17 protein-coding genes are annotated in these 18,946 nt (G+C 62.4%); 3 read left to right on the top strand and 14 right to left on the bottom strand.

Annotated features, from left to right (window positions below; genetic code table 11):
- Positions 1-224: 224 nt before the first annotated feature.
- From cas2 to G572_RS24960, 8 genes are all read right to left on the bottom strand, one after another.
- The gene (cas2, locus tag G572_RS0120270; RefSeq protein ID WP_029060029.1) at positions 225-515 is read right to left on the bottom strand and encodes a CRISPR-associated endonuclease Cas2; all 291 of its coding nucleotides are present in this window, start codon (positions 513-515) and stop codon (positions 225-227) included.
- 10 nt (positions 516-525) lie between these two features.
- Positions 526-1,560 carry a type I-C CRISPR-associated endonuclease Cas1c gene (gene cas1c, locus G572_RS0120265; protein WP_029060028.1) on the bottom strand — a complete coding sequence of 345 codons (1,035 nt, stop codon included), beginning with the start codon at positions 1,558-1,560 and terminating at the stop codon, positions 526-528.
- Positions 1,557-2,228, bottom strand: coding sequence for a CRISPR-associated protein Cas4 (gene cas4 / locus G572_RS0120260; RefSeq protein ID WP_037547522.1), 672 nt, complete (start codon positions 2,226-2,228; stop codon positions 1,557-1,559). The genes cas1c and cas4 overlap by 4 nt, the downstream gene beginning before the upstream one ends.
- Before the next feature lie 3 nt (positions 2,229-2,231).
- Positions 2,232-3,185, bottom strand: coding sequence for a type I-C CRISPR-associated protein Cas7/Csd2 (gene cas7c / locus G572_RS0120255; protein ID WP_029060026.1), 954 nt, complete (start codon positions 3,183-3,185; stop codon positions 2,232-2,234).
- Positions 3,182-4,951 carry a type I-C CRISPR-associated protein Cas8c/Csd1 gene (cas8c, locus tag G572_RS0120250; protein WP_029060025.1) on the bottom strand — a complete coding sequence of 590 codons (1,770 nt, stop codon included), beginning with the start codon at positions 4,949-4,951 and terminating at the stop codon, positions 3,182-3,184. Before cas8c ends, cas7c begins: the two co-directional genes overlap by 4 nt.
- On the bottom strand, positions 4,948-5,616 hold the full coding sequence (cas5c, locus tag G572_RS0120245) for a type I-C CRISPR-associated protein Cas5c (RefSeq protein WP_029060024.1): 669 nt from the start codon (positions 5,614-5,616) through the stop codon (positions 4,948-4,950). The genes cas8c and cas5c overlap by 4 nt, the downstream gene beginning before the upstream one ends.
- 12 nt (positions 5,617-5,628) lie before the next feature.
- Positions 5,629-7,878, bottom strand: coding sequence for a CRISPR-associated helicase/endonuclease Cas3 (locus G572_RS0120240; RefSeq protein ID WP_029060023.1), 2,250 nt, complete (start codon positions 7,876-7,878; stop codon positions 5,629-5,631).
- 235 nt (positions 7,879-8,113) lie between these two features.
- Positions 8,114-8,752, bottom strand: a complete 639-nt coding sequence (locus G572_RS24960) for a response regulator transcription factor (protein ID WP_245566280.1) — start codon at positions 8,750-8,752, stop codon at positions 8,114-8,116.
- An 869-nt stretch (positions 8,753-9,621) separates the two neighbouring features.
- Between G572_RS24960 and G572_RS26475 the strand changes: the two genes are divergently transcribed.
- Positions 9,622-9,954 carry a DUF6511 domain-containing protein gene (locus tag G572_RS26475; RefSeq protein ID WP_245566268.1) on the top strand — a complete coding sequence of 111 codons (333 nt, stop codon included), beginning with the start codon at positions 9,622-9,624 and terminating at the stop codon, positions 9,952-9,954.
- Between the two features lie 10 nt (positions 9,955-9,964).
- Complete coding sequence (locus tag G572_RS26370) at positions 9,965-10,375, top strand: hypothetical protein (RefSeq protein ID WP_037547513.1); 411 nt, start codon at positions 9,965-9,967, stop codon at positions 10,373-10,375.
- A 162-nt stretch (positions 10,376-10,537) separates the two neighbouring features.
- Here the strand turns inward: G572_RS26370 and G572_RS0120205 are convergent, their stop codons facing one another.
- From G572_RS0120205 to G572_RS24935, 5 genes are all read right to left on the bottom strand, one after another.
- On the bottom strand, positions 10,538-11,734 hold the full coding sequence (locus G572_RS0120205; RefSeq protein WP_425423458.1) for a DUF1254 domain-containing protein: 1,197 nt from the start codon (positions 11,732-11,734) through the stop codon (positions 10,538-10,540).
- Between the two features lie 372 nt (positions 11,735-12,106).
- A complete protein-coding gene (locus G572_RS24940; RefSeq protein WP_084650452.1) occupies positions 12,107-13,636 on the bottom strand; it encodes a DUF1254 domain-containing protein in 1,530 nt (509 codons plus the stop codon).
- A gap of 68 nt (positions 13,637-13,704) precedes the next feature.
- On the bottom strand, positions 13,705-14,532 hold the full coding sequence (locus G572_RS0120195) for a transporter (protein WP_342664775.1): 828 nt from the start codon (positions 14,530-14,532) through the stop codon (positions 13,705-13,707).
- A gap of 70 nt (positions 14,533-14,602) precedes the next feature.
- Entirely contained in the window at positions 14,603-16,102 is a 1,500-nt protein-coding gene (locus G572_RS0120190) for a DUF1254 domain-containing protein (RefSeq protein ID WP_029060019.1), read from the bottom strand.
- A 3-nt stretch (positions 16,103-16,105) separates the two neighbouring features.
- Entirely contained in the window at positions 16,106-16,495 is a 390-nt protein-coding gene (locus G572_RS24935; RefSeq protein ID WP_169391347.1) for a helix-turn-helix transcriptional regulator, read from the bottom strand.
- A 119-nt stretch (positions 16,496-16,614) separates the two neighbouring features.
- On the opposite strand from G572_RS24935, the gene G572_RS0120180 reads away from it, so the two are divergent.
- Positions 16,615-17,679, top strand: a complete 1,065-nt coding sequence (locus tag G572_RS0120180) for a helix-turn-helix domain-containing protein (protein WP_084650394.1) — start codon at positions 16,615-16,617, stop codon at positions 17,677-17,679.
- Between the two features lie 741 nt (positions 17,680-18,420).
- Here the strand turns inward: G572_RS0120180 and G572_RS26725 are convergent.
- Positions 18,421-18,609, bottom strand: a complete 189-nt coding sequence (locus tag G572_RS26725; RefSeq protein WP_245566267.1) for a hypothetical protein — start codon at positions 18,607-18,609, stop codon at positions 18,421-18,423.
- Positions 18,610-18,946 lie beyond the last annotated feature (337 nt).

The raw sequence follows: 18,946 nt of genomic DNA, 5'->3' as shown, positions 1-18,946 counted from the left end.
GTTTCGATCCACGCCCCCGCGAGGGGGGCGACGCCGGCCTGTATATCCCGTTGAGATGATTGGAGAAAGGAGCGCTTTTTCGCGAACGGTCGCGAAGTCAGGACGTTGCACTTGCCTGACCTGTCGCGATTTCCAAAAAGAATTGTGTTTTCAATGAACCCGGGCGGTGCGGACCGTCCCGTCTTTTCAGGCACGCTTGCGGTTCGCGCCAACCCGGCAGGCCGCTACACGATCAGTGTTCCGCCCAGGTCGGTGGCGTCCTTGGCGCCGACATGCTCGACCCGTCGCCGCCAGTTCGACCCGAGATAATAGTATCTCAGGCTGTCGTGTTTGGGGTCAATTATGCGCTCCAGGCGGGCTTTCAGCCTGGTCCACTGTGCCGGGTCGACTTCAATCTCGAAAACCGAATACTGAACCCGCTGGCCGAAATCGCGGCAGGCCTTGGCCACCGCCCGCAGACGACGGGTGCCGTCGCCTTCCGACGCGCGCACGTCGTATGTCACCAATACCAGCAAGCAACGCCTCCTACTTCCAGAACCACGGCGGATAGGCGTCCAGATCGCCGCGCAAGTGTCTCGCAAGCATCTGTGCCTGAAGATAGGGTACAAGCCCCAGCGGCGCCTTCTCGCCAAGGAAGGCGTGTCTGCGCTCCTCCTTCTTGCGTTCCTGCCAGGCGGTCAGGACGGCCTTTCGGGCATCGTCGGCCAGAAACACGCCCCCTCCGTCCCGGACATCGAAGTCCTCTGCCCGCAATTGCCGGCGGTTGAACAACGACAGCGCGAGCCGGTCGGCCAGAACGGGCCGAAGCTCTTCCATCAGGTCGAGTGCCAGGCTCGGTCTGCCCGGACGGTCCCGGTGCAAGAAGCCGACGGAGGGATCAAGTCCGTTGCTTTCGCAGGCGGAACGGCAGTCGTGCGTCAGAAGCGTATAGAGGAATGACAGCACCGCGTTCACCGGATCGAGCGGCGGTCGGCGGGTCCTTCCCGTCCATCGGATTTCCGGGTCGGGCGATCTGATCAAGTGGTTGAAGACCGAGAAATACAGATTGGCCGCTTCGCCTTCCGAACCCCGCAATTGCTCGACCGTTTCGTCCGCCGCCTCGGCGCGGCGGACTATTCTGGCCATGCGATCAGTCGCTTCGCGAATTTGCGCCAGCGACTGTTGTGCGAATTCGTCGCGGTAATCGCGCATCGCGCGCATCAGCACGGAGCGTTGATTTGCAATCTTGCCCGCAACGATCGAGCGGACGATCTCCAGCGGTGCGTCCGAAGCCCGGTATTGCGCCCGGCGCAGGAGAACGTTCCCGGAAACCGGCCCTTCGATCCGCGCAAGAAAGCGGCCGTTGCGCTCCAGCAGGACAAGGGTGATGCCGGCCGCCGCGCATGCGCCGATCAATGCGGGAGAAAGATAAATCGCGCCAAACACGACCACGGAGGCCAGCATATGAAACGGAACGCGGGCACGCTCCATGCCGTCCACTTCCGCGACCAGGTTTTCTCCGTCCTTGCGCAGGCTGGCGCCCTCCGTGGTGATGTAGACGGTGTTCAGCAGCTTTTTCACGGATCGGCATCCTTCAGCATGTCATCCAGCATCCGTCTGCGCCAGGACCTGACGGGTGCGGCAACGATTTCGGGACGGCAAAGCTCCTTGAGGGAACAGGCCCGGCAGCGCGACGTTTGCGTGGTGGGCAAGGGGGTTTGTCGCGAGCGGAAGACCGCCCTGAGGTCCGCGATGGTGGTTTCGGTGAGTTGCCGGAGAGCGGGGTCGAGCGGCACCCTGACCCTGCGTTTCGTCCCGCCATAGTACAGGGCGCCTTCCGGAACCTGCCGGCCCGTCATTTCCTCGAGGCAAAGCCCCTGCGCGCACAGTTGCACCTCGTCGGCCCGGTGCAGTTTCGGTTTCCCGCGCTTGTATTCGACGGGATAGGGCACCTCGCCCCCATCGCCTTGGTGAAACTCGACCACATCGGCGACACCGGCGATGCCGAGTCGCCTGGAGCCGATCGGCAGCGCCATGACACGCCGGATTCCACGGGCCTGGCGACGACCGCCCTTGTCCGCAACCGCGTGCAGTACGCCGCCTTCCGCCGTGAAGCGGTTGTCGGCCCACAGTCTTTCCAGATGAATCAGCGCGGCCTGACGCAGGCAATAGACGGCGTGCTGAAGGGCCGACAGGGGGATCGGCTCCTCCGGTTCTCCCGCCTCCGGGTTTTCCCGCGTCAGGCTCATGGCTCAGAGCTTTTCGATGATCTCGACGCCGGCCGGGCAGTTGTCCCGGTCGATGTCGACGATGTAGTCGGCAAACCGGCGGGCGGGCGGCTCGTTGCCAATCCGTTTGTCGTCTACCGGTCTGAACTCGCCGTCGACGTTGCGGCCAATTCGAACGAGATCGAACAGCCGGTGGGCGGGGGCGTTTCCAAGCGGATTGTCGTGCTTGAAAATGAACAGCTTGCGCGTGGCCATCTCGCCGCGGGCGGCAGAGCGGTCGTGTTCGAACATGTTGCCGAGCGCTTCCCACAGGAGGTCGAGGTCCGTTTCGGAAAACCCCGTGCGCTCGGCGAATTTGGCCGACACGAACCCATGGGCGACATAAAGGCCGTAGGGAACGATATGCTTGCGTCCCATCGTCCGGTTGTCGGTTCGCTCGTTGCTGTCGTCGCCCTCGACCTTCTGCTTCTTTTCCGCCTCGTTGGTTGCCGCCATCCGCGTGATCGAGATTTCCAGCGGCAGGATCGGCTCGACGGAGGTGGCGAATGTCATCTGCACCGGCCCCTTGACCTGACCGCAGTTGATCCCGGTCGACATCACCGCTCCGAAGGTGCGCACGTCGAAGAAATTCGCGCACATGAAGTCGCGGAGTTTCGCGAGTTCCTCATCATCCTTCGGATTGAGTTTTTTCGCTGTTTCCAGCTTTGCGTCTCCCGGCTGCAGTGCCTTGTAGGCCTGGCGGTGCTTCTCGTTCAGGATCGACCCTTCCTCGACGTAGATGTGGAAGCCGTCCCGACCGGTGCGGGCAAGGTCCACGTAATTGCGGATCTTGCGTTTCAGGCTGACGTCGGAGACGAGCCCCTTGCTGGTCTCCGGATCGAGGCGCGGCAGATTGCCGGCGTCCGGATCGCCGTTGGGATTTCCGTTGGTCACCTCGAAGACAAGGGCAAAGTCGTAGCGGTTCTGAAGTGCGGTCATTCTGCGGTTTCTCCGGATTCTTGTGTCTCGGGAGCCTTCTTGAAGAATTCATTGCGCTGGTGGTAGTAGCCGAGTCCGAAAAGGGCCTGCTCTTCTGCCGCCAATGCGGCAGGAAACGGATCGGCGCCGGGTGTCATCTTGTCCATGATCGACGCGATCAGTTTTTCCAGGTTCACCCGTCTTCCCGGCGATTGCTTTCCGACTTTCGACAGGTGGTTCGCGGACCCGCTTTCCAGCAGGGCGAAGACCTTGCGGGGCTGCGCGGAGGCCGAACCGTAGAATTTGTCCTTGATGGTCGCATTGACCTTGTTGCCGAGCGCGGCCGACTGGGCCTGTTCATAGGCCGCAAACAGGCGACCCAGCAGGTAGCCTCGATCCTTGAAGTCCGGGTCCAGTGACACGGGAACCTCCCTTTTGACATTGCGAATGAGTGTTGCTTTCAAAATGCCGGCGCGCAGCGCATTCACGTCGCCGTCGGCCCTGATCCGTGTCAGGACCGCCGCGATCAGGGTGCGCGGGTAGGGGGCGCCGGACAGGATGGAGCGCATCCACGCCCCGGCGAGATTGGGCTGGACGTTTTCGCGCTTGCCCAGAACCGCCGTCTCGCGGAGGTAGCGCCACAGGGGCGGGTACCCGTCGCGTGGCGGCGGTTCGATCCGCATCTCCTCGACGAATTTCTTGTAATGGTCCGTCAGTTCTCCGAACGTTCCTTCGAAGAAGAACCGAACGGACAGGCGGGCGGCGTTCGGCGCGAGACCCAGAACGAAGAAGCGAACGCCCTCTGCCAGCTTCGGCTCGATCTCGCTCAGCGGCTCCCCCTTGCGGATGCGCTCAAGTTGCAGGCCGACTTTCCTGGCGGCATCGGCCTCTTCGGCACGGCTTGCGTCCGTCTTGCCGTCCGCGTCGAAGAAGCAGGCAAAGACCGCTTCGGCCTCTTCGGCGAGCGACGGATCGGCGGCCTCCGCCCAAAACACCGTCGATGCATCGCCGATCTGGATGCGGTGCCCGCTGTCGCGCTCCAGAAAACGGTTCAGGACCGTGGTGTATTTGAACGCGGCCTCGTCGGAGACCGGAGCGTTGTCGCCCTGGTCGTGACCGTAGGAGGTGAACGCATCGAGATTGAAGGAAACGAGAGCCGCACCCGAGGATTGCGCACCCCAGACCCCCTTGATCGACGGGTGCAGCCGGGCAACGGGCGCAGTCGTTCCCGAGACTAGGCAGATCTGCTTGCCCGCTTCGCCGTCGGCTTGCGTCGCGGTCAAAAGAGCTTTCGCGGCCTGGCGGTCGTGAAGAAAATTGTTGTGAAGACGTTCTCGTTCGAGAGCGAATACAACGTTCTGGTCCTTCATCTCCTCCGGCCAAAGCGGCCCCTGGAAATGATCGGGCGTCCAGTGCCGCAAGAACCTGAGCAGGGCCAGCAGGCCGGGGTCGTCGGTATCCGCTACCAGCGCGTCGTGATGCTCAACGAAGGCTGCATGCTCGGCCCCCGTTCGCTTGCCGTCTCCGACCGTCACGCCGAGCACGTAGGACGTCTTGTCCCAGAACGTGTTCGGTGAAATCCCGGCGGTCCGCTTGACGGCTTGCGGCACCAGCATTGGCCTCGGTTGCGGCTTTTTCCCGCTCGTGTCGCGCAGGTCGACGACATGCGCCACCGACCCGTCGTCGTTGAGCGAGATGCAGAAACCGATTTTCTCGCTGGAGAAGCCAATGGCAGGGGCATCCGGCAGGCGGTCGTAGGCCGAAACCAGGGAGGCGAGAATGCTCATTTGCGGATCTCCTGCGATCCCGGCGGCGGCACGCGCATGACGCCTTTGTCGAGACTTGCGCGAAAGAACATCGAGGGCCGCCCCGGCGCCTGATGGTCGATGTCCCAGAGCATGAAGCCCAGATCCCGGCTGTCGGGGATCGGGGCCGGTGGCTCTTGCTCCGGCGGGATCAGCTCAAAACTGGCGGCGAATTCCCGCGTTCCGAGGCACGGCTGGTGAAAGCACTGGCCGCGTGCGGCCCGCCGGTTGAAGATGTCGAGATGCTTGCCCTCGTTGTCGTCCGGTCCGGCCTTGTCCGTCAGGTCGAAGCGGGCCTCGATCACATAGGCCGGATTGACGAGAACTGTGGAGGCGCGCTGCTGACGATCCTCGTCGGCCAGGAGTTGAAGGCCGCCCAGGTCGCCACGTTTCATCGCGCTTCTGATCTTGCCGGCCGGCGCCTTGTGCCCGACCTCGTTGCGGCGGATCGACTGAAACCGGATCGGCTCCAGCACATGGATGGCCTCAACCACCCAGCGGATCGCGGGCTTCCAGTGGATCGCCTCCAGAATGCCGCGCGCCGCCGATGGCGTCATAACGTCGTAGCTGACCCGCTCGACCTTCATTTCCGGCCGTGTGAAGCAGCCATACTGGCCCCAGACCTTCAGGCGAATTCCATAAGGCACGGTGTCTCTCTCCTAGATCACGCTGCTTTGCGATGACAGATAGTCGGCCTCCTCCCAGACGAGACCGACCCGCTCCCGGTACAGGTCGTTGTTTTTCAAAACCGCGAATTGATCCCCGCGCAGGTCGGGGCGCTCGAAGGCGACATGGCCATTGCGGATCAGGGCTTCGCGGTCCTTTGGGAGCACCTGCACGGTGTAGCCCTGCAGCTTGCGCGCAAGCGCTCCCGAGGAGATCTCGGGGACGTGCAGTTGCCTGATGGCCTCGGCCGCAGTCTCGTCGTGCGCGACAATGACCGGCACCTGTCCGCTTTCGATCATCCGGAAACGCTCGGCCGCCGTGCGAAACGCAAAGTCGGTGCCGCGTCGGGTGCCGGTGAACATCTTGAGAATGCCGTGGGCGTCGAGTTTGTCGCCCATGCGCCAATAGACTTCAGTGAAATAATCCTCGATGGCGGCGAGGGACATCAGGTCGTCGTGGCGCCCCAGCATGCGCTGCATGTCGGTGACAAGGCTTGCGATCTCGCGAGGTGGCGGGTAATCGGGCGCGGCAAAGACGGTGACGATGCTTTGCTCGGCCGACTGCCCGCCCTCGCGGTTGCAGCGTCCGGCCGCCTGCACTATCTGGTCGAGCCCGGCTTCCGCCCGCCAGACTTTCGGAAAATCGATGTCCACGCCCGCCTCGATCAGGCTGGTGGCGATCACCCTGCAGGGAGCGCTTGCCGCCAGGCGGTCGCGCATGCGCTCCAGGATCTTACGCCGATGAACGGCGCACTGCCGGGTCGTGAGATGCACAAGACCGTCGAGGCCGGCTGCTTCCGCTTCCTGGAACAGCTCCCGCGCGTGTTTTCGGCTGTTGACGATCACGAGCCCCTGATGCTCCTGGCCCAAGGCGGCGATCAGGTCGCCGTTCGTCATGGATCCGACGCGTTTGATGTAGGCTCGCCGGAGCTTCCGGGAGAGCTCTTGCGGATCCGGCGCCAGTTCGCGGCCCCGCAGAGGCAATCCGCCTTCCAGCTTGTCCGCGTCGAGCGCCGGTTGCGTGGCCGTGCAGAGAACGATCGTGCAGCCATAGGAGTGCGCGAGCTCTTCGAGCATTCGCATGGCAGGCTTCAAGAGTGAACGCGGCAGCGTTTGTGCTTCATCGAGGATGATCACGCTTCCCGCGATATTGTGCAATTTCCTCGCCCGCGCCGGTCTGGAGGCGAAAAGGCTCTCGAAAAACTGGACATTGGTGGTTACCACCACCGGGGCCGCCCAATCCTCCATGGCCAGCTGCAACTTCTCCCGCTGTTGGCGGTCTTCCGTTCGGCCGGGTGATGGCTTTTCCTCATCGATCGAGGAATGGTGTTCAAGTACATGCCCGTCGCCGAGAACGTCGCGAAAGACATCCGCAGTCTGGTCGATAATCGACGTGAACGGGATGGCATAAATAATACGAGTGTGACCGTGAACGCGGGCGTGATCCAATGCAAAGCCAAGCGAGGCAAGTGTCTTTCCGCCCCCCGTCGGTACCGTCAGCGTGAACAGGCCGGGAGAGGCGTCGGCTTGTCCGCGGACATGATCCAACGTCCGGGAACGGAGCCTGTTCAGGTCATTGGAAAGATCGCGTTTCGCGTCCATGCAGGCGGCGAACCGCTGCAAAAACGCCGGCAAAAGATCCTGCAGGGCGGGCCATGTCCTGTCGGGCATGCGTTGCTGAAGCGCTGCGTAATGGGTTTCGGTATCCTTGAAATCCGCATCAACCAGGCATGAGAAGATCATGCGCGTTGCGACGGAAAGCGAAAAGAAGGTCTTCTTGGGGTCTGTGAATGTCGCGAACAGGTCGGGGGCTATGCCACCGGAAGGTGGTGCCAATTCGCTCTTCCATACCGGATCCAATGCCGGCAATTCGGATTGCAGGCGCCTGTCGAGACAGGCCGCGGTTTCGTTCAACCGATCCGGCAGACTTGCGTGGTGACCTGCGATGCAATAGGCGGCCAGCTCGGCAGCAGCCCTGTCGAGCGGTCGTTCCCAGGCATGTTGGAGCACGGCGACTGCACCGGCGGTCGAATGATCGACGCGGACATCCTCCCCTTCTAGTCGACGCTGAAACGCCTCGCAGTATTTTCCGAGGTCGTGATAAAGCCCGGCCAGAAACGCAACGCGATCCAGTCCCAGGGGCTTTGCATATGCGGCAGCTTGCGTGGCAACAGCCTTGAGATGATCTTCCAGGATCTGCCAGTCGGCCCCCTCGGGATCATTTCCTGAATGCGCGAAATACACGCCACATATCCAATCAATATTCTGATTCGAGCACTGAAAAGCAAATTCGCAGCGCGATCAGATCTGAATTTTGCAGTCTATAATTATCATATTTTCTACTCGATTCAGGTATTGCGTGCAATCTTTCGACTGGCCCGGCAAAGCTGCAGCGAGGTTGGGCTCATATCCAGGGCGAGGCGGTGTCGGACCGTCCGGGTGTTTTCTTTCGCGCGTCGTGTTCTCAGCGGCGCGGCGCTCAGATCCGCGGTGAATTCGGAGAAAGGAACCGATAGCCGATGCCTGGTTCGTTCTGGATAAGGCTCTGACTGGAGGGGTCGTCCTCCCGCTTCTTGCGTAGGGATCTGACGGTGACGCGCAGGTACTCGACCTTGTCGGTATAGGCATGACCCCGGAGCTCGCGCAGGAGATGCGTGTGGGTCAGCACCTTTCCGGGATGAGCGGCCAGCTCGGCAAGCAGCGAAAACTCCTTCGGGGTCAGCTTGGCTTCCGCACCGGACTTTCGCACGCTGTGGGCGTCGAGGTCGACCTCGATCGGTCCGACCTTGATCTGACGGGTGATGCCCGCGCTCCGATCGGCCCTGCCCAGGCACGAACGGATGCGAGCCAGAAGCTCGTCGCTGTTGAACGGCTTGGTGACATAATCGTCCGCACCGAGATCAAGTGTCGCGACCTTCTCGCTCGCCCCCTGGAGTGCGGTGAGCACAATGATCGGAACACCCTTGTCGCGGAAGGGGCCGATGAGTTCGAAACCGCCCCGGTAGAGCAGGCCGAGGTCGAGAAGGCCGAGACGCGGTTTTGAGCGGTCGAGCGCCCCTAGCGCTGTCGCGGCCGTTGCGGCCTCCTGCGTCGCGTAGCCGCTCCGCTCGACGGACACACGCAAAAAAGGCGCCGGATCGGCAGGACGTTGACGGCGCGGTCTCTCAAGGCGGCGGACATGCATGCTGAAACGCGGCAGGCGCTAGGCGCCGCCCGAGATTGATCCCGTTGATCCGCCAACCGTCGTTAGCGCGAAAATTGCGTCAACCGAGAACGGGCTCCAGGTCGTGTCGCCTTACCTCCACCTTCTGGACAGCGGCCTCGGGATATCCCTCAAGCTCCTCCGCCTCATGTTGCTCTAGTGGCAACAGCGATATCACTGCGGCGGCGAAGCGTGTGGTCCAGCTCTGAACGATTTCAAGTTCCGGGATGCCATCCTCGGTGCCCAACTCGAGGTTCCCTTTGCTTAGCTGAAAGGACAACCACCGCCATGTAGCGTCCCAGATGGACTCTTCACCATTGCGCTGTTCCGTTCCGTTTAAAGCTGACTTTCGCGCCCTGGCTCTCGCAGTCCCTAGGGACGGCCCTGAACACAGCCCGCCCCGAGTCATCAGCCTCTGACATCGCCTGCAGCAGCGGCCCGGCGAATTTCCCGGGAACAAAGCTCAGCTCAAGTCGCCGCCGCCCGAGGCCCGGCGCGATCCTGCCGGGACGATGACCCGGGATGAATGGCAGGCGCATGTGACACTCGAAGCGGCGTTGGAGATCGGACGATGGCTTGAGGCCCGAGGCCCGAGGGAGACTGCACGCCCCCATCGCAAGCCTCAGCCTCCGTGACCTCGAAGCCATGGCCGGCAACGCGATCTCGCGCTGGATCGTGCTCCAGTCCGAAGAGCTCCAGAGGGCGGGTTGGTCGCCCGAGGACCCGATCGCGACCGTCTTGCTCGGGTAGCGCTCTGCGCCGTCTGGACTCGCGAGGCTCGCGGCTTGGGCTACTGCCACGGCCTCCGCTGGGATCGCCAACCCTTCCACCGCTTCTGCTCGCGCTGCTGTCAGGACGTGGGCTGCGCCATCGTACAAAGGAACAACGGCATAATCGACAAGACCGCGCGCGATGCGCAGGCGATCCGCGATGCGCGGACGCTCTTCGCCGAAGCGCTCACCGACCTCGGGCTCTGGGAGCCCTTCTTCCACCGAAGAGCCGAGGACATCGACCGCCTGATCGAGGCGGCAGTCGCCGGCTACACCGACAGCATGCAGGAGCAGGCCGCGCGCAAGGAGCGCACCGGCACGATCCTCGGCGACCCCATTCCGTTCTAAGGGTGGCGCGATGATCGACCTGAACGACGACACTCCGTCCTGCAGCTGGACCCACCTGCTCGAGGCGGCCAGCGAGAACGCCGTCACCGACTTCGAGATCGAGTTCTGCGGCAGCCTCCGCGAGAAGCTCGAGCGGTTCGCCGAACGTCTTGAGACCACGAAGAAGGTCAATGATGTCCAACGCCGGATGCTGGAAGCGGCGGCGCGCAGCCCTCGTGATCGCAACGAGCTTTCTCAGCTGCTGCGCGACGGTTTGTTCTTAGGACGGCAGGCTCGCGACGTGCCCGCCCGTAGTCGAGTATGGCCGAGAGTTCCAAGCGCGGGCTGCAGACGAGCGGGTCCTGCTGCCGGAGGGTTCGGCTACCGCCGAAATGCTCGCCGACTACAGCGTCATGCGGGATCAGGCGCGGATGTATTGTAGATAAGCCTCGGTCGTAGCAAGTCCTACCAAAGCAGGTGCTCAGATCTGAGATTGCGAATCCGGGCGTTTTACAATGGAGAAACCTCTCCGCTATTGAGGCGACGGCGACCGTTTCGAATGACCCGATGCGATAGCCCGCCGGACTTTTGACCGGCGTCGCAATTACTGAACCAGTGCGATTTCGCTTGGCCGCCAGGTCTGGTTGATCCACGGCTCCAGCGGCCCATACATTCGCAGGATGGTGAACCAGCTCTTGCCGGGAACCGTCTGAACCCAATTGCCTTCTTTGCCCTCAGGCGCTGTGGGCGCGAAGAATATGTCGTAGGAGCCATCGGCGTTCGCGGTCATGCCGTCCGTCTGGCTGCCGATGGTCGGGAACTTTTGGCCGGTCTGCAGCAACGAGCGCGTCTGGGTATCGTACAGCGTCACGGCCCAGAAATTGTTGACCGGCACATCAGACGGCAGGTGAAGCCGGTACGTCTTTGACCCGTCGAAGGGCTTCTTGTCCGCATCCAGATAGGCGAGAGCGTAATCCGAGCCTTGTCCCACGGTGGTCGCCGCCATTGCCTGCGTCACCCCGGTCGCATTGAAATAGAACAACACGCGGGCGTCCAGATCCGTGGCACCACCGGTCTCAAATGTGGTGTTCTTGTTCGCGTAGGCGGTCGTCCAGGCGCTGTCGGTGTCTGGATAGATGAACACACCGCCGATGCGCGGCTGGTAGGTAATGGCGCGGGCAGTTGCGTTGCCCAGCAGCGCGGCTTCGCCCAGAAGCCGCGTCATCCGCGCGTCGGGTGCGAAGGGCTGGCCCTTCACGATGCCGATGGACGCCAGCAGCCCGCGCGCCTCGGGCCCGATCGCATCGAGGGGCTCCTCCTGAACCACCTGATCGAGACCTTCGAAAAAGCTGACATCGTTCGCTGCGACCGTGCTGTAGCTCACGCCGGAGAAGTTGATGAACTCGGTCGCGGGCGGAGTGTCGATTTGTGCCAGCGGATAGATCCTGAGTTTGGACTTGATGTTCTCGACGGCCGGCGCGAGGCCATTCGCGATAGAGCCGCGAAGAAACAGCAGATTGCTGTAGGTGCCTGTTTTGACGACGAAGTAACCGTCGGGCACGGCCCCTTCATGGTTCGGCGGCAGCACAAGGTACTTGCCTCCCTTGCCCCGGTCCGGACCGATGGCCCCCAGATTTTCGACGAATCTGAACCAGGCGTCGTCCACGAACCCCAGCATACCGGGTGGCAGCTCGATGACGAGCGGTCCATCCGTCTTCAGGTCCAGATAGGCGAGAGCGTAGAGAGTGGATGTGTTTCCAGTCAGATAGAGCGACTCAGGCTGCAGCAGCTGCTCGGTGATAGTAACCTTGTTCGACGCATCGGCGCCGATCCTCGCGTTGCCCGTCCGCATGGCGTGCAGCGACGCCGCCCCTTGGTTGTCGAGAAAGACCGCCAATCCGCGCATCCGGTCGAGATTGTCGTAGAGGGTGTCGATCGTGTCTCCAACCGGCACACCGTCGAAGAACTCGAGCGTCCCGATCGGTGTCGCGACCGTGTCCGGAATCGAGATCGCCGCCAGTTCGGATTCGGAGACATCTGCCAGAGCGGGAAGGGCGGCGCACCAGATCAGGAACGGCGTCGTCAGTAGAAATCTGGGGAGCATGGCTTTGCCTCCTCGGGATGAGATTGCATCCAGAGCACCCGCTCGGGTGCTCCGGTCCGTGTCGGGCGGTCAGTCGACCTTGACCGCCTTCGGCATGTTGTAGGTTCCGTCGGTCAGGGGCGCGTAGGGCCCGTAGAAGCGCGCGGTGAACCGGAAACCGTCCGCAGGGGCGGGGAGCCAGTTCTTCGCCTGATCCGGATCGGTCGGCTTTTCGTGCTGAACATGGATCACCAGCTTGCCGTCCTGTGCGACCAGATCGCCTGCCGCCAGCATGAAGCTGTTGACGGTGTATCGGTTGATCTCGTTGGCGACGAAGTAGCCGTTGGTGTCGTAGATCGGGATCGACCAGAACTGCGTCACCGGCGGCAGATCGTTCATGTCGAAGGTCAGCGTGTACTTGTTGCTGCCGGACAACGGCTGGCCATCGGCATCGGTGAAGAGAAAGGCGCCGCCGTGGGAGATGTTCTTGTCCGGCGCAGCCCAGGCGGCATCGGCGATCACCGCGCGGTCCATCCAGCGGGTCTCGAACCCGCCGTCATTGCGCACGATGCCCCAGCCGTTCATGTCGATCAGGTTCGTCTTCAGCGTGGCGCGCACACTGTCAAATCCCGCCTTGAAACCAGTCTCGAGTGCCGTCTGCATGTCGGGTGTCAGCGTCGCCCAGTCAAAGCTCAGTCCCGGCCCGATACCGATCGAGGCAAGTTGCGCGATCATGTCGGTCTCAAGCACCGAGTCCGTCAGCAGCGGCATGGTCGGATCGTTCAGGATGACATTCAAGAGGGTGAAATACTGTTCGGCGGTCTGCTTGTCGACTTGGCCAACCGCGTAATCCGGCAGACCGTCGGGGATGACGAAATCGCCTGCCACGATATCCCGCCCTTCCTGGGGCACACCCTTGTGCCCGTTTGCCATCCAGTCGGCCAGCGGCGTCATGGTGACCTGGTCCTGATAAGCGTTGATCGTCGCGATTTCCGCGTCCGACCCGTTTTCGACCGCCATTCGCACGACGCCATAGGCGGTCTTCGACGGCCATTGCACGATATCCGTGGTCGGGAAGTCCGCGGGCACGGTGCCGTCGAAGCCCGGGGGGATCAGGATGTACTTGCGGGCGATGGTGCCATTGAAGGGCGAGCCGACGATCATGCGGAAAATGCCGTACTGGTCCATGATCTGGACACTGAAATAGCGGTCCGTGATCGCGGGCACTTCGATCACGACCGGGCCTGCACGCAGGTCGAGGAACCCCGAACCATAGAGCGTCGTCGCATTTGGCGTAACGACGGGGAAATCCGGGGTGATCTGCTTGCGGACCCAGAAAAACCGGTTGACGCCCGAATAGATGTCGTTGGCCGCTGCGTCGTTCTGGGTATAGATCCAGCGCTGGCCATAAAAGATGGCCTGCTGAAGCCCGTAGGTATAGGCCCGTTCGGCAATCGCCTCGGGCGTTGGCGGCGGGCTCGCATCCTGGGCCTGTGCGCCGAGTGCTGCGCCGCCAAGGGCAAGGGCAAGGGCAGTCATGACGCCGGCAAGCCGTTTACGAAGGGCTGTGAGGGTGCCGCCGCGGGCTGCCGCGGCGGTCGTGCAAGGGTGTCTGTCCATGTGTCTCGCCTTTCTCGTGTGTATGTGATCCTGCGCGAAGAACAGGATGTCGGGCTGGTCCGAAAGGTTCACTTCGGAAAAAGGAATGTCATCTGCGCCCGCAAACCCCAGCCGTCCGGCCCGTCCTCCGGCGCATCGGCCCAGTAGCGCGCGCCAAGGCCGAGCTGCACTGGCTGGGCGCCCAGCTTTACGACCTGCGAGACCACGCAGTTGATGGGGACGGACCATTCGTCGGTCTCCCAGTTATGGGTGCTCTCGGTATTCAGCGTGAAGGACGTGGCCTTCGACGTCGTGTAGGACAGGAACGACTGCACGAAGGTCGCCGATACCTTGCCGAACCTGTCCTCATCGCTGATCGACCAGAGATGATTTGCGAGGGCGCCGACGGTCCAGGGGCCGGATTGCTTCAACGCGACGCCGGTGATCCCCGCCGCCCATTGGTCGGGCGCGACGTTGTCTGTGGCGGTGGGCAGCTGGAACACGGGCCCGACGCCCCAGATCAACCCGCCGACGGTCGGATCCTTGGGCGAAAAGAAGAAGCTCTGCGTGATGTTGCCTAGCCCTTTCTGCGAGCCGGAACCGGGCGCAAGATTGTCCTGGTCGACAAGCGGGATGATGGTGCGCGAGATCAGGTTCCAGGACGGGCTTATGGAGATCGGGATCACCGGCTGGATGTTGAGCGTGCTCTGCGATCCACCGCCCCCGTACCCGTCGTTGTAGTTGTACTGCAAGGGAACGCTGATCAGGGACGCGATCGGGTTCGACAGCTGCTTGGCAAGCGCCGCGCCGTCGGTATTTCCGGAAGGCGCCTCAGACCCCTGCGCCGCGCAGACAGCCGGCAGAGCGAGCATCGCCAGAAGAAGCGCGGCTGATCGGAAGGGCGAACGGTCCATCATCGGACCTTCTCTTGGTCAAGATATCGGAAGCGCTCTTGGTTGAGCCGCTGGCATGATCCCGGCGCGCAGATCATTGGACCAGTTCGATCTGGCCGGGCCGCCAGCTCTGGTCGATCCAGGGCTCCAGCGGCCCATACATCCGAAGGATCGTGAACCAGCTCTTGCCCGGCACGGTTTGCAACCAGTTGCCTTCCTTGCCCTCAGGCGCCGTGGGCGCGAAGAAGATGTCGTAGGAGCCATCGGCATTCGCGGTCATGCCGTCGGTCTGGCTGCCGATGGTCGGGAAGCTCTGGCCGGTCTGAAGCTGCGAGCGGGTCTGGGTGTCATACAGCGTGACAGCCCAGAAATCCTTGACCGGTACGTCCTTGGGCAGAGTGAGCTTGTAGGTCTTCGACCCGTCGAAGGCCTGTCCATTGCCATCGAGAAACGCCAGCGCATAATCCGACCCCTGTCCGGGGCTGCTTGTCGCCATGGCCGGGGTGACCCCGCCCGCGTTGAAGTAGTAGATCGCCCGTGCATCGAGGTTCATCGTGCCGTCAGCTTGGAAGCTGGTGTCCCGATTGGCGAAGGCAGTGGACCAGACGCTTTTTGGGTTGTCTGGATAGATCCGCACCCCGGCGATACGGGGATGGTAGGTGATGGCGCGTGCGGTGGCGTTGGCCAAGGTCGCGGCCTCAGCCAGCCGCGCCTGCATCCGGTCGTCGGGGGCGAAGGTCTCGCCCTTCACGATGCCGATAGCGGCGATGGCGCCGCGCGCCTCCGGGCCGATTGCGTCGAGCGGTTCTTCCTGGATAATCTGGTCAAGGATCGTGAAATAGCTGGCATCGCTGGGAAAGACCGTGTTGAACGCCATGTTCGACACGTTCACGAATTCTGTTGCCGCCGGATCCGCCGCGTCCTTCAGCGGATAGACCTTGAGGTTTGACGTGATGTTTTCCACCGCGGGGGCCAGCCCGTTGGCAATCGAGCCGCGCAGGAACATGAAATTCCGGTTCGTGGGCGGCTTCAGCAGGAAATAGCCGTCGGGGATGTCACCGGCATAGCCCGGCGGCACGATCAGATACTTGCCGCCCTTGCCCGCATCCGGCCCGGTGACGCCCATGTTGCCGACAAACCGCTGCCAACCGTCATTGAGAAAGCCGAGCATGCCCGGCGGCACGTCAATCACCGTCGGGCCATCTTTGGCAAGATCGGTGTATGTATAGGCATAAAGGGTCGACGTGTTGGCCGTAACAACCAGCGTTTCCGAATCCATCAGGTCCGCAAACAGGGCGATCCGGTTCGCGCCTTCGGCCCCGGCATCGGCCAGTCCCGTGCGCACACTGTACATCGACACGGCGCCGATGTTGTCCAGGAACACCTGCAGGCCGCGCATGCGGTCGTAGTTGTCGTAAACCGTGGCTATCGTGGCGTCGGTCGGAACCCCGTCGAAGAACTCGAGCGTGCCGATTGCCGTCTCTACCGTGTCGGGAATGGAGATTGCCTCCAGTTCCGCTGGTGAGACTTCCGCAAATGCGGGCCCCATGGCGAGAGTGAGGGCAAGTGCGCTCAAGGTGGTCAGGCGTGTCATCCGTCAGCTCTCCTCGGTCGGATCTGGCATTCCTATTGAGCCTAGACTCGGCACGGCCCTTCTGCTGCCCATTTCGCGCCAATGCCGCGTGGCTTGGGATCCGTCCTGGGGCGCATTCCTGAAGACGCTTGGGGAGCAGCCTGCCCACTTGGCGAAAGCACGCGCGAAGGCCCCCGGTGTCGCGTAGCCCAGCTTCGCGGCAACGTCCTGGACCTGCAGGTCGGTCTCGCGCAGCAGCGCACTGGCGATCTTGAAACGGCTCTGTTCGACAAGAGCCCAGAAGCCGACGCCGCCCCGCTTCAGTCGCCGCTGGAGGGTTCGGGGGCTGGTCTCCAGATGTGTTGCCGCAGCTGCGATCGAGATCGTGCCGTCCAGAACGAGCCCGTCGATCACGGACCGAACCTTGGACAAGCCAGGTTCAAGAGCCTTGGTGCGTCGGGCCATGCGTGATACCAGACCTTGATGATCGTCGCAGGCTTACCCTAACGCGAGTGAGGGGTGTCCTCCGACCAATGCGCGCCAGTCCTAGGCATGGTGTGCCCGGGGAAGCGTGTATGGAAGGACATCTGACGCTCGTGAGGGCGACGCATCTGAATGTCTACATATCGGTGCTGCGCGACATCGGCGCGCCGGTGGATCGCGATCTTGCGCGGTCAAAGCTGCCGGAAAACATCGAAACCACGCCGGACCTCTATGTGAGCATCCCGGTCGCGCTGGAATGGATCGCGCGGACAGGTCACGATCTGCGCCCTATGGAACTGGGTCTGCTGGGCGCACAGAACGCGTGCCTGTCGTCGTTGCGTCCTGCGCAACAGGCGGCCATCATGACGGCGCAGACCGGCCTGACGCGGCTCGAGGCACTGGCCGCTCTCTCGCGGTTCGAGGACAGCGCGCTTGCCATGCGCATCCAGCGCGAGGCCGACGATGTTCGCGTCATCTGCGAGATGGCGGGTGTCGGGCGCCATCCCTTCATCTGTCTTGCCGAGTGGCTCAATCTGCAAGCCGTTATCTCGGTCGTGCGCAGCGTTGCGGGGCCATCATGGCAGCCGCGAGAGCTATGCTTCGTCTCCTCCGCCCCCCCGCCCGCGACCGTCCAGGCGGCGTTTCCCGAGACGCGCCTCCGCATGGGTCAAGCGCATACGTCGATCGTCGTCGGAGGCACGGATCTCGCCCGATCGACGAACGACGCGACCGCTCCGGCGCATGATGCGGCGATGGAGGGGGATGACCCGGACGGCCCGGCGGCGGCATGGGAGTTCGTCAGCCTCTTGCGCATGATGGTTCAGCCTTACATTGGCGGCGGAAGCCCGAATGTCGCTTTTGCCGCCGAGATGGCGGGGATGAGCACGCGGACATTGCAGCGCCGTCTGAAGCTCTGCGGCAGTTCCTATTCGCAAATCCTCCAAGAAGCGCGGTTTTCACTGGCGTGCGAGCGCCTCGACGACCCGGGCCTGAAGGTGATCGAGGTCGCCATGCTGGCGGGCTACGAGACTCCGCAACACTTCACACGCGCCTTCCGGCGATTTACTGGGGTCACGCCTTCGGAATATCGCGACCGGTGTGTCGAGCAAGCCTGATGTGTTTTTTGAGTGCGTGGCGCCGTGCGTGTCGCTGCGACATCCCGCGTGATTGTCCGCCCACCTCTCGAGGAGGTCCGGGCTCTGTCGAAGGCGATCGTTAGGGGTGGTTTTTTCGCACAGCTGGCGCGATCCGATTGCAGGGATTGGCTGTTGAGACCGCGTGGGTAGGCCGGTCTGGCTTGAGCGGGTGACAAGTGAGGATGGGGTGGATGCCCTTCTCCCCAGATGGCATCGCGAGTGCCAAACTCATGGCGTCGAAAAACAAGCTGAAGGAGAGGGCATCCATGGGAGCGGCTACCATCATCGGCGCTGCACAGGCCGCGCCGGATTGGTGGCCCATGTTCTGCAAGAAGCTGTCGCGACCGCAGTCCGTGCGATTCATGGCGGATGAACTGCTGTGTCCGGAGAAGGTTGGACGTCAGGCCCATCCCCTCCGCCACATGCCCTTGCGAAAGCGTTCTCCCGATCCGGCTCCGGCCGGATTTTTCCGTTGTTTTCGAGGGTTATGCGGGAAGGGGTGAGCACCAACTCCTGGGGCAAAAGACCCGGGGGCCGTATCTCGGGACCGATATGCTCCAGACCTGTTGCTTGCGGTGATTTGGTGGACTTCGCACAATGCGCTGAAAGGTATTGATTTTTGCCGCGCACAGCCTGTCGTGTTTCGAGAATCCAACTGGGCGGCGGCCGGAACCGACATCCAAATTCCGTCAGCCGTAGAACCGGTTCTCAGGTCATGTGTCATTGTAGAAATGCGGGATCTGGTCGGGCGTCCGCGTCAGTAGGCAGCGAGATACTCCGGCCATGAAGCTCGTAGAAGTGCCGACCATTGTCGAATTGTTCTTTGATCCTGCGGCTAACTTCAAATCGGTTCTCCGGGGTCACAGTCACGTATCCGCCGTCAAATAGGCTATGAATGTCTCGCCTCATCAGAAGTCCGTTCTTGGCTTCGTGTCCGCCCGCTTCACGGTATATACGTCTTGAACGAAACAATATTTGGTGCCCAGCTTTGCGGGACCGGAATCCAGTCAGTCTAATGAATGAAGAACGGCTGAGTGAGGATTCGGCAACCGATTTGATAGTCACTTCGGTCCGACGGTTCGCTCCTGCGATAGCGTGCGATACGGACTCGCATCTCCTGTGCCGACCGCGCACCATTTGCAACGCCAAAAGCTTCCCAGGCCAGCGAGCATGGCAGAGCATTGGCGTAGGCGAACACGCCACCGCCGACGATCACGTTGCGGGGCGCGTGTAGCTTTAAGAGAGA

It is taken from the genome of Stappia stellulata DSM 5886 (assembly GCF_000423705.1).
Lineage (GTDB): Bacteria > Pseudomonadota > Alphaproteobacteria > Rhizobiales > Stappiaceae > Stappia > Stappia stellulata.
This window is presented reverse-complemented; position numbering and strand designations above follow the sequence as displayed.

What these genes read in the sequence shown, in the direction of transcription:
- cas4 (WP_037547522.1), bottom strand. Translation starts at nt 2,228, where the DNA reads ATGAGCCTGACGCGGGAAAACCCGGAGGCGGGAGAACCGGAGGAGCCG.
- cas7c (WP_029060026.1), bottom strand. Translation starts at nt 3,185, where the DNA reads ATGACCGCACTTCAGAACCGCTACGACTTTGCCCTTGTCTTCGAGGTG.
- cas8c (WP_029060025.1), bottom strand. Translation starts at nt 4,951, where the DNA reads ATGAGCATTCTCGCCTCCCTGGTTTCGGCCTACGACCGCCTGCCGGAT.
- G572_RS26370 (WP_037547513.1), top strand. Translation starts at nt 9,965, where the DNA reads ATGATCGACCTGAACGACGACACTCCGTCCTGCAGCTGGACCCACCTG.
- G572_RS24940 (WP_084650452.1), bottom strand. Translation starts at nt 13,636, where the DNA reads ATGGACAGACACCCTTGCACGACCGCCGCGGCAGCCCGCGGCGGCACC.
- G572_RS0120195 (WP_342664775.1), bottom strand. Translation starts at nt 14,532, where the DNA reads ATGATGGACCGTTCGCCCTTCCGATCAGCCGCGCTTCTTCTGGCGATG.
- G572_RS0120190 (WP_029060019.1), bottom strand. Translation starts at nt 16,102, where the DNA reads ATGACACGCCTGACCACCTTGAGCGCACTTGCCCTCACTCTCGCCATG.
- G572_RS0120180 (WP_084650394.1), top strand. Translation starts at nt 16,615, where the DNA reads ATGCGCGCCAGTCCTAGGCATGGTGTGCCCGGGGAAGCGTGTATGGAA.
- G572_RS26725 (WP_245566267.1), bottom strand. Translation starts at nt 18,609, where the DNA reads ATGAGGCGAGACATTCATAGCCTATTTGACGGCGGATACGTGACTGTG.